This window comes from Candidatus Pantoea communis (genome assembly GCF_011752685.1).
Classification (GTDB): Bacteria; Pseudomonadota; Gammaproteobacteria; order Enterobacterales; family Enterobacteriaceae; genus Pantoea; species Pantoea communis.
Map to the genome: position 1 here is coordinate 13,853 of NZ_VWXC01000035.1, position 15,318 is coordinate 29,170.

General features: G+C 54.5%; 14 protein-coding genes. 4 read left to right on the plus strand and 10 right to left on the minus strand.

Going from position 1 to position 15,318, the window contains the following annotated elements; all coding sequences use genetic code 11:
* Window position 1: 1 nt before the first annotated feature.
* From tatA to udp, 7 genes are all read right to left on the minus strand, one after another.
* Complete coding sequence (tatA, locus tag F3J37_RS26685; RefSeq protein WP_034827923.1) at window positions 2-247, minus strand: twin-arginine translocase TatA/TatE family subunit; 246 nt, start codon at window positions 245-247, stop codon at window positions 2-4.
* A 110-nt stretch (window positions 248-357) separates the two neighbouring features.
* Window positions 358-1,995, minus strand: coding sequence for a ubiquinone biosynthesis regulatory protein kinase UbiB (gene ubiB / locus F3J37_RS26690; protein ID WP_166936639.1), 1,638 nt, complete (start codon window positions 1,993-1,995; stop codon window positions 358-360).
* On the minus strand, window positions 1,992-2,597 hold the full coding sequence (gene ubiJ, locus F3J37_RS26695) for a ubiquinone biosynthesis protein UbiJ (RefSeq protein ID WP_097118528.1): 606 nt from the start codon (window positions 2,595-2,597) through the stop codon (window positions 1,992-1,994). Before ubiJ ends, ubiB begins: the two co-directional genes overlap by 4 nt.
* A 6-nt stretch (window positions 2,598-2,603) precedes the next feature.
* Window positions 2,604-3,362 (minus strand): bifunctional demethylmenaquinone methyltransferase/2-methoxy-6-polyprenyl-1,4-benzoquinol methylase UbiE, encoded by a 759-nt coding sequence (gene ubiE / locus F3J37_RS26700; protein WP_097118527.1) that lies wholly within the window; start codon window positions 3,360-3,362, stop codon window positions 2,604-2,606.
* Between the two features lie 75 nt (window positions 3,363-3,437).
* The gene (rmuC, locus tag F3J37_RS26705) at window positions 3,438-4,949 is read right to left on the minus strand and encodes a DNA recombination protein RmuC (RefSeq protein ID WP_160868714.1); all 1,512 of its coding nucleotides are present in this window, start codon (window positions 4,947-4,949) and stop codon (window positions 3,438-3,440) included.
* An 85-nt stretch (window positions 4,950-5,034) separates the two neighbouring features.
* The gene (locus tag F3J37_RS26710) at window positions 5,035-6,303 is read right to left on the minus strand and encodes a tetratricopeptide repeat protein (protein ID WP_166936641.1); all 1,269 of its coding nucleotides are present in this window, start codon (window positions 6,301-6,303) and stop codon (window positions 5,035-5,037) included.
* An 87-nt stretch (window positions 6,304-6,390) separates the two neighbouring features.
* On the minus strand, window positions 6,391-7,152 hold the full coding sequence (gene udp, locus F3J37_RS26715) for a uridine phosphorylase (RefSeq protein WP_038643781.1): 762 nt from the start codon (window positions 7,150-7,152) through the stop codon (window positions 6,391-6,393).
* Window positions 7,153-7,452: 300 nt separating this feature from the next.
* Between udp and F3J37_RS26720 the strand changes: the two genes are divergently transcribed.
* On the plus strand, window positions 7,453-8,289 hold the full coding sequence (locus F3J37_RS26720; RefSeq protein ID WP_160868712.1) for a dienelactone hydrolase family protein: 837 nt from the start codon (window positions 7,453-7,455) through the stop codon (window positions 8,287-8,289).
* A 38-nt stretch (window positions 8,290-8,327) separates the two neighbouring features.
* On the opposite strand, the gene metE is transcribed toward F3J37_RS26720, so the two are convergent.
* Entirely contained in the window at window positions 8,328-10,598 is a 2,271-nt protein-coding gene (metE, locus tag F3J37_RS26725; RefSeq protein WP_166936660.1) for a 5-methyltetrahydropteroyltriglutamate--homocysteine S-methyltransferase, read from the minus strand.
* Window positions 10,599-10,813: 215 nt separating this feature from the next.
* Between metE and metR the strand changes: the two genes are divergently transcribed.
* A complete protein-coding gene (metR, locus tag F3J37_RS26730) occupies window positions 10,814-11,743 on the plus strand; it encodes an HTH-type transcriptional regulator MetR (RefSeq protein ID WP_034827906.1) in 930 nt (309 codons plus the stop codon).
* A 95-nt stretch (window positions 11,744-11,838) separates the two neighbouring features.
* Entirely contained in the window at window positions 11,839-12,321 is a 483-nt protein-coding gene (locus F3J37_RS26735) for a YehS family protein (protein WP_034827905.1), read from the plus strand.
* A gap of 205 nt (window positions 12,322-12,526) precedes the next feature.
* On the opposite strand, the gene F3J37_RS26740 is transcribed toward F3J37_RS26735, so the two are convergent.
* Complete coding sequence (locus F3J37_RS26740; protein WP_166936661.1) at window positions 12,527-13,396, minus strand: carboxylate/amino acid/amine transporter; 870 nt, start codon at window positions 13,394-13,396, stop codon at window positions 12,527-12,529.
* Window positions 13,397-13,829: 433 nt separating this feature from the next.
* Here F3J37_RS26740 and glpT point away from each other — a divergent pair, with 433 nt between their 5' ends.
* A complete protein-coding gene (glpT, locus tag F3J37_RS26745) occupies window positions 13,830-15,170 on the plus strand; it encodes a glycerol-3-phosphate transporter (RefSeq protein ID WP_166936663.1) in 1,341 nt (446 codons plus the stop codon).
* 38 nt (window positions 15,171-15,208) lie between these two features.
* On the opposite strand, the gene F3J37_RS28260 is transcribed toward glpT, so the two are convergent.
* Window positions 15,209-15,318, minus strand: a 110-nt coding sequence (locus tag F3J37_RS28260; RefSeq protein WP_237449393.1) for a hypothetical protein, incomplete at its 5' end; no start/stop codon positions are given.

The window sequence follows — 15,318 nt, forward strand, 5'->3', positions numbered from 1 at the left end:
CTTACTTGTCCCGGGCGTCGTCTTTACTCGCCGAGGTTTGCTGTTTGTCTGCCAGAGTCTTGGCGTTGAAGTCAGCGTCCTGCTCTTTCGGTTGATCCTTTTTATCGTCCTCATCGCCCATGGCTTTTTTGAAACCACGAATAGAAGAACCTAAATCCGAACCCAGGTTGCGAAGTTTATTGGTACCGAACAGAAGTACAACAATGACGGCAATGATGATCAATTGCCAAATACTGATACCGCCCATGAGATATGCCTCTAATATTCTGTGAAAAACTCTGAATTGAAACGCACAGAAAGCCCGTATGAATTCGGGCTTTAGCCTGCGACATTACGCGATTTGCACCAGTCAAACAATCAGTTTGTCTTGCGCCAGCCTATCAGCCAGGTGACGATGCCAGCGGCCATTAGTAAGGCTGGGAAGAAATCCCAGTCGGGTCGACTTAACAGCACCGCGGTGCCACTTAATAACAGTGTAGCCCCTACGCCAAACAGATAACGTGCCTTGTGATGGCGCGTACGTTGCGCATTCATATCGCTGACCAGTTTATCGACGCTGTGCTGCAATAATTTATGCTGACGCATGCTGTCGTAGAACAGTTCAGGCAACTCCGGCAGTTTTTCAGCCCAGAATGGCGCCTTCTCTTTCACTGCGCGCAGAATCGCAGGAATGCCGATCTGATCTTTGATCCAGTCTTCAAGGAACGGCTTCGCGGTTTTCCACAGATCGAGCTGCGGATAAAGCTGACGGCCAATACCTTCGATGTAGAGCAGCGTTTTCTGTAACAGCACCAGTTGTGGCTGCACTTCCATATTGAAGCGACGCGCGGTGTTAAACAGGTTCAGCAGCACGTGGCCAAATGAAATCTCAGCCAGCGGCTTCTCGAAAATCGGCTCGCAGACGGTACGAATGGCGAACTCAAAATCTTCCACATTGGTATCCGGCGGTACCCAGCCTGAATCCACATGCAGTTCTGCCACTTTACGGTAATCACGGTTAAAGAAGGCGATGAAGTTTTCCGCCAGATAGCGCTTATCTTCTTTATTCAACGAGCCGACAATGCCGCAGTCAATCGCGATGTACTGCGGATCTTCTGGATGGTCATAGCTAACGAAGATGTTGCCGGGGTGCATGTCAGCATGGAAGAAGCTATCGCGGAACACCTGGGTGAAGAACACCTGCACGCCGCGTTCTGCCAGCAGCTTCATGTTGACGCCATGCTTCTCCAGCGTCGCCACATCAGAAATGGGAATGCCGTAAATACGTTCCATCACCATCATCGATTCGCTGCAGTAATCCGAGAACACTTCCGGCACATACAGCATCGGGCTCTGCTCAAAGTTACGACGCAGCTGAATGGCGTTCGCCGATTCGCGCAGCAGATTGAGTTCATCAATCAGGGTCTTTTCGTAATCGCGCACCACTTCAACCGGGCGCAGGCGACGACCATCCGGCAACAGACGAGGAACCCAATGCGCCATGCGGTAAATCAGCTTCATATCCGCTTTAATCACCGGCAGGATGTCCGGGCGGATCACCTTGATCACCACGTCACGGCCGTTGGATTTCAGCGTGGCGGTATGTACCTGCGCAATCGAAGCAGAAGCCAGCGGCTTGATATCAAAGTCTTCAAACCAGGTGTCGACCGGGCCGCCAATGGATTGTTCAATCTGGTGTTGGGCTTTAAGACCATCAAAAGGCGCCACGCGGTCCTGCAACACCGCCAGTTCATCGGCGATGGACGGCGGGAAGAGATCGCGGCGCGTCGAAAGCATCTGGCCAAATTTGATCCATACCGGCCCAAGTTGCTCCATTGCCAGACGAATGCGCACGCCCGTCGATTCATTCTTGTGCTTGTTGGGGATCCAGAAAATACAACGTCGCCAGATACGAAGCGGCAACGTGATGCGCATGTGAGGGATCAGTTCATCAAGCCCGTAAGTCAGAAAGACCTTGATGATGAAGTATAAGCGCCGAATTTCTCCCAGCGTCATTTCGCCTCCAGCTGTGCTAAACGCGCTTCGAGCGCATTAAGCGAACGTTCCATCGCTTCAACCTCTTCACAAAACCATGCCAGCTCCAGTGCACCGGGCGCAACCCGCCACTCTTCCGTCAGCACCTGACCGAGATAATCCTGCCGACGCGTCACCTGTCGCTGCACAAATTTCAGCGCCTGCTGAGCAGCCTGACTGACACCCTGCGCGGCAATGTCGCCGATCCACGGCGCCAGATACTCGGCTGGATCGAGCTCAGCGAGATCCATTAGCGCAGAGAATTGCTGAACCACTTGCAGATCGCCTTCCACATCCAGCTCACCGCTACGGATCAAACTGGTCAGCTGCTGGCGATCGCGCAGTTTCGGCAAGGTGCTGAGGCGCAGGCTCACGCTACAGTCGCTGCTGTCCTGCCAGTCACTCAGCACATCCAGCTGCGATTCGCTAAACACCAGCACCAGCGGGAAATCCAGCTCCTGCAGGCGTAGCATCAGCACTTTACCTGCCAGACGTTGACGCGCGGCTTTCAGGCTACGATCACGATACAGAACACGATTGAGGGCGGTTTCAAGTCCGCCCGTGATTAGCGGGGTAAAAGTCATGATCAATCAGAACTTAAAGCCGCGATGCAACGCCACAATACCGCCGGTCATGTTGAAGTAAGTGGTATTTTCAAAACCCACATCGTTCATCATCGCCTTCAGGGTTTCCTGATCGGGATGCATACGAATCGATTCTGCCAGATAGCGATAGCTATCGGCATCCTGCGCCACCAGCTGCCCAATACGCGGCAGGATGTGGAAGGAATAGGTATCGTAGGCTTTGCTCAGCGGTTCCAGCAGCGGTTTGGAAAACTCCAGCACCAGCAAGCGTCCGCCTGGTTTCAGCACCCGGAACATCGAGGCCAGTGCCTTCTCTTTTTCGGTGACGTTACGCAAACCGAAAGAGATGGTGATGCAATCGAAATAGTTATCCGGGAACGGCAGCGCTTCGGCGTTGGCCTGCACATAGCTGACGTTGCCTGACACGCCCATATTGCGCAGCTTCTCGCGGCCCATCTTCAGCATCGAGCTGTTGATATCCGCCAAAACAACCTGACCCGTCTCGCCCACCAGGCGAGAGAATTTTGCTGTCAAATCACCGGTGCCGCCGGCCAGATCCAGCACACGCTGACCACGACGCACGCCGCTGCTGTCGATGGTAAAACGCTTCCAGACACGATGGATGCCAAACGACATCAAATCGTTCATCAGGTCATATTTTGCCGCTACGGAATGAAACACGTCCGCGACTTTATCGGCCTTTTCGCTTTTCGCGACGGTCTGAAAGCCAAAATGAGTAGTTTCCTGCTGTGATTCATCTGCCATCGGGTTTACCTGTTCCACAAACAATTCTTGCCGAAGTGTATCAGAGTCGCGCTACGCGAGCACGCGACCACCGTGCTATTCGTTGATGCGGCGCAGTGAAGCGGTGGGAGAATCTGCCACATTTTCATTGGGCTCGGGATCGTCCGCCCAATCTTCGCCCGCTTCTTCCGGCTGCGCTTGTTCGACCAATTGGGGATTGATCGGCCGTTTAATCTCTACGCCTAACGCGCGGAAGGATTCGCTTTGCGCAATCAAATTGCCGCGCCCTTCTGACAGCTTTTTCATCGCCTGATGATAACTCTGCTGCGCTTTATCGAGGCTGTGACCGATACCGCTCATATCATCCACAAACAGCCGCATTTTATCGTACAACCGCGTAGCTCGGTCGGCGATGCGTTGCGCATTGCGACTCTGATGCTCATAACGCCACAGGTTGTTGATGGTGCGCAACGCCACCAATAATGTCGTAGGGCTTACCAGCATGATGTTCTGCTGCAGCGCTTCGCTGATCAGCTCTGGCTGCCGATCAATCGCCAACAAGAACGCGGGCTCGACCGGAATAAACATCAACACATAATCCAGAGAGCGTAAACCGGGCAATTGTTGATAATCTTTTCGCCCCAGCAGCCGAATATGGCCGCGCATGGCGTTAACGTGCTCCTGGATCGCCTGCTCGCGCGTGGCTTCATCTTCTGCGTTGAAATAGCGTTCGTAAGCCACCAGCGTCATTTTGGCGTCAATCACCACATCCTTGCCCTGCGGTAACCGCACGATCACATCCGGTTGCATCCTGCCCTGCTGCTCCAGCTGCACGCTGACCTGCGTCTGGTATTCGTAGCCTTCACGCAGACCGGAGGCTTCCAGCACCCGCGCCAGCACCACTTCGCCCCAATTGCCCTGGATTTTATTGTCGCCTTTTAGCGCTTTGGTGAGGTTGACCGCTTCCTGCGCCATTTGCGCGTTCAGCTGCTGCAGTTGACGAATTTCATGGGCCAGCGTGTGGCGTTCGCGGGCTTCCTGGCCAAAGCTATCCGTCACCTGGCGACGGAAACCATCCAGCTGTTCACGCAGCGGACCAATCAACCCGTTGAGGCTTTGCCGATTCTGCTCATCCACCCGACGTCCGCTGTTTTCAAAGATGCGGTTGGCCAGATTCTCAAACTGTGCGCTGAGACGCTGTTCGCTGTTAGTGAGCAGGCGCTGCTTCTCTTCTGCGCCAAAACGCGTCTCTTCTAAACGGATGGTGACTTCACGCAGTTCAGCTTCTTGCGCACTGTTCACTTCCAGCTGATTGCGCAGTTCCCGGCTGAGCTGCTCGCTTTCGCCACGCCAGTAATCGAGCTGTTGCAGCCGTTCCTGTGCACCGCTAAGCGTGCCATGAAGCTGCCGCAGTTCTTGCTCGCGCTGCTGAATTTGTTGTTGTAACTGTTCGAGCTGCTGCTGCTGACGCTGTTGCGCCTCTTCCAGCAGGCGGCGTTCGGTAGTGAAGCTGGCGTGCTGGTGCCCGGCACGCAACTGGGCCAAAATCCAGCCGAGGCCCAGTCCGGCCAGCGCCAGCGCACCGCTAATGATAAGTTGCTGATCCATAATCCCCCCGCGGATCGTTTCGCTGAGGGAAAAGGTAAGTCGCTACTGTATGAATGTCCAGACTGTTGTGTAGCTGGCAGATGATTTACAGCGCTTTCACCGTCAAATCACCCGCCTTCCACGCATCAATCAGGAAAAACGGCATCGGCAACAGCCATTCACTGCCCTTCACTTTGGCGGGATAGCACCAGCTTTGTCCGTTGTGAGTGAGTTCAACCTGCTGCCAGCCGTTATCAGCATTCTCCACCTTGCCCGCCATGCTGGAATACCCTGCGTTGCTGCCGACGTGAAAACGCTCGGTTTGCCAGCGAATTGGCGGATGTGCGGGCCACGCCTGGGCATGATGGAATCGGAAGATGTCATCATGATTCAGCAGGCTTTCGCGCACCGTCGGCCACAACGCCACTTTGAGGAAGTATTGATCGGTGAAGCGTTCACTGCCGCTGTACTGGGCGATAAAGTCGCGTATCTGCTGTTCAACGTTGTGGAATACGCCATGACAGCCGCCCCACATGCCTGCCAGCAGCAGTTCGGTATGCGTAAAGTAGTCACGCATGTGATGGAACCAGCAGGGCGATTGCAGCCAAGCTTCTACCGCCGCCACTTCACGCTCCGACAGCAGGGAGTCCGCATCTCGCACGATATAACGCTTTACGCATGGATCATCCATCACCAGAAAGCGCCACAGCGTCGGGAATATGGTCTTCTCATGTGACATATCCACTAACTGGACATTTGACTGCTTCAGACGCTGCCAGACGTGTTGCGGCACGCTGTCGTCAAGATAGATGCGACACATCCAACCGGGATAGAACTCGCGCGCAACCTCGATATTCTTGATCAGCGTTTCACAGTAGCGTGGTTGGCCACCATACAGACTGAAAGAGATGATATTTTCAGTTGGATTGGTGGGATTGAAAGACGGCGGCGCTTCTGCGGGATACGCCACTGTGTGGCCCTGACGAAAGATCGCGTCAGACTTCTCCAGCGACTCACGGCCGTAACGTGCCACTTCATCGTGCTTTTCCAGCCAGCCACACACTTCGGTTAAGCCATCAAGCCAGGTGTCGGAAGCCTGCGCACGCTGCGCTGACGATGCCTGATAGATCTTTTGATAAGTTTTGTAGGATTTTTTGTACTCCCCCACGCGCATTAGCGTCAGCGCATAGTCACTCAGTACCTGCATGTTTTGCGGCATGACGCGCAAAACCTCTTCACAGCACTGACGTGCCACGGGGAAATCAGAGGCCGCCATCGCCTGGCGGAAACGCGCTGCCACGCTCTCAATGCGAGACTGAGCAGCCGTGGAAGGATGATTAAAGGCAGGACGCGGAGCAGAAACCGTTTTGCGCATAGTTGTTTTCTCAGTATCAGCTGAAAAACGTGCGCAATGTGATGGCAGCAGGGAATTCCTTATCCGTAATACCTGCTGCCTTGCGCACTAAATTAAGCGACGCGCGGCTTCTACAACAATTTTCACCGCATCGCTTTCGGTCTGTTTCATGGTCGCGGCATCCGGGATCTCTTTTTGCGTACGGTTAACGATAACACCCGCCACCATGCCCGCTCGCAGCCCCTGACTGGCGCACATGGTTAACAGTGTAGCGGATTCCATCTCATAGTTAAGAACCCCCATTTGCTGCCACTCTTGCATTGAGCCCTGAAAGCGATTCACCACACGTCCTGAGAACGTGTCGTAACGTTCCTGCCCCGGATAGAAGGTGTCAGATGAAGCGGTGATACCAATGTGCGTTTTGGCACCGCAGGCTTCTGCTGCGGCCACCAGCGCGGTGGTGCAGGTGAAATCGGCCACTGCCGGGAACTCCATCGGCGCAAAGTGCAGGCTGGCACCGTCAAGACGCACCGAAGCAGTAGTCACCAGCACGTCGCCTACATTGATATTCGGCTGGATCGCCCCGGTCGTGCCCACACGCAGGAAAGTGCGTACGCCGAGCTGCGCCAGTTCTTCCACGGCAATAGAGGTCGATGGACCGCCGATCCCGGTAGAACAGACCACTACCGGCTTGCCATCCACTTCCGCCAGGTAAGTGGTGAATTCACGGTGCGAAGCCAGATGCTGCGGATTATCCATCAGCGCAGCGATTTTTTTCACACGCTCCGGATCGCCGGGAACGATAGCCAGTGTGGCTCCTTTCAGATCGGCTTTAGTGATACCAAGGTGGAAAACGTCAGACTGGGCCATAACAGACTCCTGATAGATAAGGGATATGCGTGTCACTCTACGCCAGAGCGCCATATAAATATGTGATTTATTTCACCATCGACAATGAAACTTACATTATCAGAAAATTATTATGTGATTCACATCACACATTGCAGCTCAGCAATTCTGAATTGCTACAAGCGGTGCTGTGTAAGTTCGGGTGGCAGTGTTAATAGAGAAGAAGAACATAAGTACACATCCCTCTGAACCCTACGTCAGCCTTGCTCCTGAAGCAGGCTATAGTTACGTGATTGCGCATTTGCTAGCACGGAGAGAACCATGAAAACCGAAGACAATATGGCACAAAAATCAGTAGCCGGTGGCTTTGCCCCTGCCGTTCAGCCCATCGCCAGCAGCACCATCACCACCGTCAGTGACGCTATTCACACCGGTGAAACTTCTGTTCCCAGCCAGGGAGAAAACCTTCCGGCTTATTATGCTCGCCCCAAATCCTATGAAGGCAAACTACCGGTAATTCTGGTGGTGCAGGAGATTTTTGGCGTTCATGAACATATTAAAGATATCTGCCGTCGTCTGGCGCTGGAAGGCTATCTGGCGGTCGCACCTGAACTCTACTTCCGTGAAGGCGATCCCGGTGACTACAGTGATATCCCGACACTGTTCAAAGAACTGGTCAGCAAGGTGCCTGATTCTCAGGTGCTGTCCGATCTCGATCACGTTGCCAACTGGGCCGCACGCCACGATGGCGATATTCGTCGCATGGCCATCACGGGCTTCTGCTGGGGCGGACGCATCAGTTGGCTGTTCGCCGCGCACAATCCGCAGGTGCGGGCGGCAGCGGCCTGGTATGGTCGGTTAGAGGGTGAGAAAACCCTCAAACAACAAAAACATCCTATCGATGTAGCCGTCGATCTTAACGCACCGGTGCTCGGATTGTACGGCGGTCAGGATGAGAGCATCCCGTTAGAGAGCATTGATAAGATGCGTCAGGCACTGCATGCCGCCAATGCCAAAGCGGAAATCGTGGTGTATCCGGAAGCGGGACACGCGTTTAATGCCGATTATCGCCCAAGCTACCATGCTGACTCAGCCGCTGATGGCTGGGTACGAATGCTGGCCTGGTTTAAGCAGTATGGCGTTGCACCCAACGCGTAATAACAAGGGGCGCTGCAAGGCGCCCCTGTTTCTCACGATTAAGCCGATTCTGCGCGCAGCTTTTTCGCGGCGGTCACCATGTTCGCCAGCGCCTGCCGGGTTTCACTCCAGCCACGGGTTTTCAGACCGCAGTCCGGGTTGACCCACAAACGTGCGGGCGGAATGCTTTGCGCCGCTTTGTGCAGCAGATCTTCAATCCATTCGACGCTGGGTACGTTCGGGGAGTGTATGTCATACACACCTGGCCCAATTTCGTTCGGGTATTCAAACGCTTTAAACGCATCCAGCAATTCCATATCCGAGCGTGAGGTTTCGATGGTAATCACGTCCGCGTCCAGTGCCGCTATCGATTCCATGATGTCATTGAACTCGCAATAACACATGTGCGTGTGGATCTGCGTTTCATCCTGCGCCACAGCCGCGTTGAGGCGGAAGGCATCCACTGCCCAGGTCAGGTACGCCGCCCAATCCGACTGGTGCAAGGGTAAGCCTTCGCGCAGCGCGGGTTCATCAATCTGGATGATCCCGATCCCGGCTTTTTCCAGGTCTTCCACTTCATCACGCAGCGCCAGTGCAATCTGTTTAGCAAGGGTTTCCCGCGTCACGTCTTCACGCGGGAATGACCAGCACAAAATCGTGACCGGGCCGGTGAGCATGCCTTTCACTGGCTTTTCAGTCAGCGATTGCGCGTACTTCGCCCACTCAACGGTAATCGGCTGCGGACGACTGACATCACCGATGATCACCGGCGGCTTCACACAGCGAGAGCCATAGCTTTGCACCCAGCCATTTTGCGTAAACACGAAGCCATCGAGGTTTTCGCCGAAGTATTCCACCATGTCATTACGCTCTGCTTCGCCGTGCACCAGCACATCCAGCCCGAGCCGTTCCTGTTCGGCAATCGCCTGCTTGATGTGCTCCGCGATGCCGGTGCGATAGTGGCCTCCATCGATATTGCCTTTTTTGAAGTCGAGTCGCAGGCCGCGAATTTCGGTGGTTTGCGGGAAGGATCCAATCGTGGTGGTCGGCCAGGCAGGCAGATTAAAGCGATGGCGCTGCGCTTTGGCGCGTTCGTCATAGTGGCTGGCGCGCTCAACGTCTTTGGCCTGAATATTCGCCAGACGTGCGCCCACTGCGGCATTGTGCACGCGCGAAGAATGAGAACGGGCACGAATCGGCGCGCTCCACTCCATCAGCGAGGCCGCATCGTTATTATTGAGCGCCTGGCTCAACAACCTCAGCTCAGCACACTTCTGTAAAGCAAAGGCAAACCAGCTTTTCACTTCCGCATCGAGCCGGGTTTCGACACTGAGATCGATCGGGCTGTGCAGCAGCGAGCAGGAGGAACCAATCCACAGATTTTCACGCTGCCCAACCAGCGGTTGCAGGCGATCGAACCAGCGACTGAGCTCGGCACGCCAGACATTGCGGCCGTTGATCACCCCGACTGAGAGCAGCCAGTCGGCGGGGAGCTGTTGGTGGATATGCTGGATGTCATCTCTGCCATGCACCAGGTCAACGTGTAAACCTTGAACCGGTAGCGTCTTAATCACGTCGAGATTTTGACCGATGCTGTCAAAGTAGGTCGTCAGTAGCAGTTTTACATGACCTTGCAGAGCATCGTAGGCAGGCTTGAACGCATCACGCCATTCCTGTGGCAGCTCCAGCACCAGCGCGGGTTCATCGATCTGCACCCATTCAATACCGCGCTGATGCAGTTCAGCCAGCACTTGCTGATAGACCGGCAGTATCGCTTTCAGCAACGACAGGCGGTCAAACGGCTCACCTTTGACTTTGCCCAACCACAGGTAAGTGACCGGTCCCAGCAGCACCGGTTTGATCGGGTGACCCAGCGCCAATGCTTCGTCCACTTCTTCAAGGAGTTGTGTCCAGCTTAGAGAGAACTGCTGGCCCTGAGTGAATTCCGGCACCATATAGTGATAGTTGGTGTTGAACCATTTGGTCATTTCAGCGGCGGCAGCAGGATTGCCGCAGGGGGCGCGGCCACGTCCCAGACGGAACAGCGTATCGAGATCGACCGATCCATCCTGGTTCTGATGGCGCGCCGGCACATTGCCCAGCATCAGGCTGGTGGTCAGCACATGATCATACCAGGCGAAATCGCCCACCGGCAGCAGATCCACCCCCGCGTCTTTCTGCTGTTGCCAGTGACGAGCGCGCAGCTCGCGCCCCACGGCCAGCAGCGCTTCCTGTGAGCTGTTACCTGCCCAGTAGCTTTCCTGTGCTTTTTTCAGTTCACGACGCAGACCGACACGAGGGAAACCGAGCGTATGGTTCAGAATGGTCATTTAGTGATCTCCAGATATGCTTAACGGGTCGAGCCCGTTTACGTTCATCCAGCGAGTGACATTGCCGTCCGCTGAACGCCTGAACTGGACGAAAGTCATGTGGCGGTGGCGCTTGCTTGAGATGTTTAGCCGTCCAGATGTTTACACCGCCATAATCTGCGGGTACTGTATGTTCCTCAAGCGCAATTTGTTCAATCTCGATGTGAAGGACTCTCATGATCGAACTCAAACATCTGAGAACGCTGCAGGCGTTGCAAAATACCGGCTCGCTGGCCGCTGCCGCCGCTCAGCTTCATCAGACACAATCGGCGTTATCGCATCAGTTCAGCGATCTGGAACAGCGGCTGGGCTTTCGCCTGTTTGTGCGCAAGAGCCAGCCGTTGCGGTTTACGCCGCAGGGGGAAATCATGCTGCAGTTGGCCGAGCAGATTTTGCCGCAGATTCAGCAGGCGTTGCAGGCATGCCACGAGCCGCATCAGACCACGTTACGCATTGCCATCGAGTGCCACAGCTGCATTCAGTGGCTGACGCCAGCCCTCAATAATTTCCGCCAGAGCTGGCCGCAAGTGGTGGTCGATTTTAAATCGGGCGTGACTTTTGATCCCCAGCCCGCCCTGCAACAGGGCGAACTGGATGTGGTGTTGACCTCCGATATCCTGCCGCGCAGCGGTTTGTTCTATACGCCGATGTTTGATTTTGAGGTGCGTCTGGTGCTGGCCCCGGACCATCCGCTGGCGAAGCTGGAACATATCTCACCGGAAGATTTGGCCGATGAGGTACTGATGATCTATCCGGTGCAGCGTCAGCGTCTCGATATCTGGCGTCATTTCCTGCAGCCTGCAGGCATCAGCCCGGCGCTGAAGAGTGTGGATAATACGCTGTTGCTGATTCAGATGGTGTCAGCACAGATGGGTATTGCGGCCCTTCCGCATTGGGTGGTGGAGAGTTTTGAAAAGCAGGGTCTGGTGGTGACCAAGACATTGGGTGAGGGTTTGTGGAGCCGTTTATATGCCGCCGTGCGCGATGGTGAGCAGCGTCAGCCGGTGTTAGAAGCCTTTGTACGCTTCGCCCGCCAGCACGCCTGTGACCATCTGCCGTTTGTGCGCGATGCCGCCCGCCCGGGTTCACTGCAGTCGATTTCTTGATGTTCTCACGGGTGGCTGGTGTCGCCCGTGCTGTTATCCCTGCCCAGCCTGCTCTATAATGCGCCGCCTCAATCCGCGACCAAGAGAGTTTCACCATGACGAGTAACGATGTTCTGCGCAGCGTGCGCTATATGCTTGATTTGAGCGATAGCAAAGTGGTGGAGATTTTTGCCTTAGCGGGCAGTGAAGTGCCGCTGGAAGATGTGCAGGCGTGGATGAAGAAGGATGAAGACGCGGCATTCCGTAAGCTGCCGGACGTGCTGATGGGCTATTTCCTCAACGGTTTGATTTTCTTCCGTCGCGGTAAGAGTGAAGATGCGCCCGCACCTTCAGTTGAACGCCGTATGAATAACAATATTTTCATCAAGAAGTTGCGTATCGCGTTTGCGCTGAAGACCACGGATATTCCGGTGGTGCTGGAGAAGGCAAACTTTAAGATTTCACAGGCTGAAGTCGGTGCGATTTTCCGCAATCCGGATCATAAAAACTACCGCGAGTGCGGTGACCAGATTCTACGTAACTTTTTGAAGGGACTGACGATGATGAATCGTCCTGCGGCGCCAGCCAAGAAGGTGTAATCGCTTTTTGATCGGAGTTAGGTCAGATACAGGCCGCTCCGATCACGAAGGAATCTCACATCCCTGTGGATCGGCCTCGCCATCCATGGCTCGGACGCTTCGCTCTTCGTAGCGGCCTGTATCTTCCCTTTGGCTTAGGTGCTGCTTTTTCCCAGCACATAGCGCTTCTGCAAGTTCAACGAAACCAGATCAAGGATCGTCTCAGTTAGGCAGCGCTTTTGGACCCATGTCCAACTACCCAACGCTTGTGCACGTATAGTGAAGCGAAAATGACAATCGCCCCGGCAATAAAGCTCGGCCAGTGCGGTTTTTCCTGCCAGATCGCCAGATTCACCAGCAAGCCCGCAGGCACGTGCATGTTGTTCATGATGCCCAGCGTACCCGCATCGACCTGCGTCGCACCGTAGTTCCACATAAAGTAGCCAAGCCCCGAAGCCACCACGCCCAGCCACACCAGAATGCCCCATTGCAGGTTAGTGGTCGGCAGTTTGTTCGGGTTACCCCACAGGCTCCACGCAATGATGGCGATGATCACCGCGCCAAGATAGAACCACGAGAAGGCCGTGTGTTGCGGCATTGGGCGGGTTTCCTGCAAGCGCTTGTAACCAACCATACCAATGGCGAAGCAGATGTTAGCCGCCTGAACCAGCAGCAAACCGAACCAGAAATGATCGCTGACTTTGTCATAGCGAATGATGGCCGCCCCGGCTACCGCCAACAGCGCGCTGAAGGCATAGCCGATTCGCAGCCGACGTCTGCTGAGCAAATCGTAAATCAGCGTGACGTAGAGCGGCGTCATCACGGTAAATAACAGGAATTCTGTCACGCTGAGGTAGGTATAAGCCTCGAAACTCAGCAGGTACATGACGCCAAGTTGCAGCATCCCCACCAGCATATACAGCAGGATGGTTGAGGCGCGATAGCCTTTCCAGCGCAGGAACGGCAGGAAGACAATCGCGGCCAACCCAAGGCGCATCAGTACAGAGAACCAGGAGTCAACCTGGCCCGCCAGGTATTCCCCTATCAAACTAAAGGAAAAAGCCCACAAAATGGTGGTAACGATCAGTAACGGCACGGCATCGATCCCAAAATGAACAGTGGCGCTAGTGTAAACAAACTGTCGTGGACGGGCTGAAATATCTGGTTGACGAGTGGTCAAATTAAAATCAAACAAATCGCCGTATCCCCGTCACTCATTGAGATAAGGTCCATTGCTGAAATCAGGTCGCTGGTTGCAGATGCAGTGAATCTGATTCGACACGGCAACGGATTCCCCTTCTAAACCCAAAAGCCCCGACGCTTCATGCGCGAATACCAACATTTCCTGGTTTATATCGCTCTTTAATGTCATCAAACTGTAACAATTGTGTCACACATCACAGTAACGTGGCGTAACCATCACTATCCTTTGCGCGAAATGGAACTTTGGTTTTGTTGTCACGCCAGAGGGCATTTGACCCAACCTGCTGGGAATTTATAAAAATATCGCGCCCTGGAGGGCCACATTCATGTTGAGTATCTTCAAACCGGCACCGCTTCAGCCGCAAGTCGCTGACGATCGTGTCGATCCGCTCTATCGTCGGCTACGCTGGCAAATCTTCATCGGCATTTTCTTTGGCTATGCCGCCTATTACCTGGTCCGTAAAAACTTTGCGCTGGCGATGCCCTATTTGGTTGAGCAAGGCTTTTCGCGTGGCGATCTTGGCTTTGCGCTGTCCGGAATCTCCATCGCCTACGGTTTTTCCAAGTTCATCATGGGTTCCGTCTCTGACCGTTCAAACCCGCGTGTCTTTTTACCTGCCGGACTGATTCTGGCCGCTGCGGTGATGCTGTTTATGGGCTTTGTACCCTGGGCCACCTCCAGCATCATGGTGATGTTTGTGCTGCTGTTCCTGTGCGGTTGGTTCCAGGGTATGGGCTGGCCACCGTGCGGTCGCACTATGGTGCACTGGTGGTCGCAGAAGGAACGCGGCGGGATTGTCTCAGTATGGAACTGCGCCCATAACGTGGGTGGTGGTATTCCGCCCTTACTGTTTCTGCTGGGTATGGCGTGGTTTAACGACTGGAAAGCCGCGCTCTATATGCCGGCGTTTGGTGCCATCCTCATCGCGATTATTGCCTTTGCCCTGATGCGCGATACGCCGCAGTCTTGTGGTTTGCCGCCGATTGAGGCGTACAAGAATGATTATCCGCCAGACTACAGCGAGGATCATGAGGAGGAGTTGACGGCGAAGCAGATTTTTATGCAGTACATCCTGCCTAATAAGCTGCTCTGGTATATCGCGCTGGCCAACGTGTTCGTTTACCTGCTGCGCTACGGCATTCTCGACTGGTCACCGACCTACCTGAAAGAGGTGAAGCATTTCACGCTGGATAAATCTTCGTGGGCTTACTTCTTCTATGAATATGCGGGCATTCCCGGCACCTTGCTGTGCGGCTGGATGTCGGACAAGGTGTTCAGAGGCAATCGTGGCGCCACCGGCGTGTTCTTTATGACGCTGGTAACCATCGCGACGGTGGTGTACTGGCTTAACCCACCCGGCAATCCAGGTATCGATATGCTGTGCATGATCGTCATCGGCTTCCTGATCTACGGTCCGGTAATGTTAATTGGTCTGCATGCGCTGGAGTTAGCGCCGAAGAAAGCGGCTGGCACGGCAGCAGGCTTTACCGGTTTGTTTGGTTATCTCGGAGGATCGGTGGCAGCCAGTGCGATTGTCGGTTACACCGTGGATTATTTCGGCTGGGATGGTGGATTCATGGTGATGATTGCCGGATCGGTATTGGCGGTGGTTTTACTGCTGCTCACCATGGTCAGCGAGCACAAACATAAGAAACAGATGGCATAATAAAAATGGGCCGGTATCACCGGCCTAATGCCAGTCAGTTAAGCCTGACTGGCATTTTTTCTTCTTGCTGTCGGATATTTATAGGGTCTCTCTTTCACCACCCTTGGGAACGAGCGCTCCCGTCGTCCCGGCAGTCTGACCATCTCTG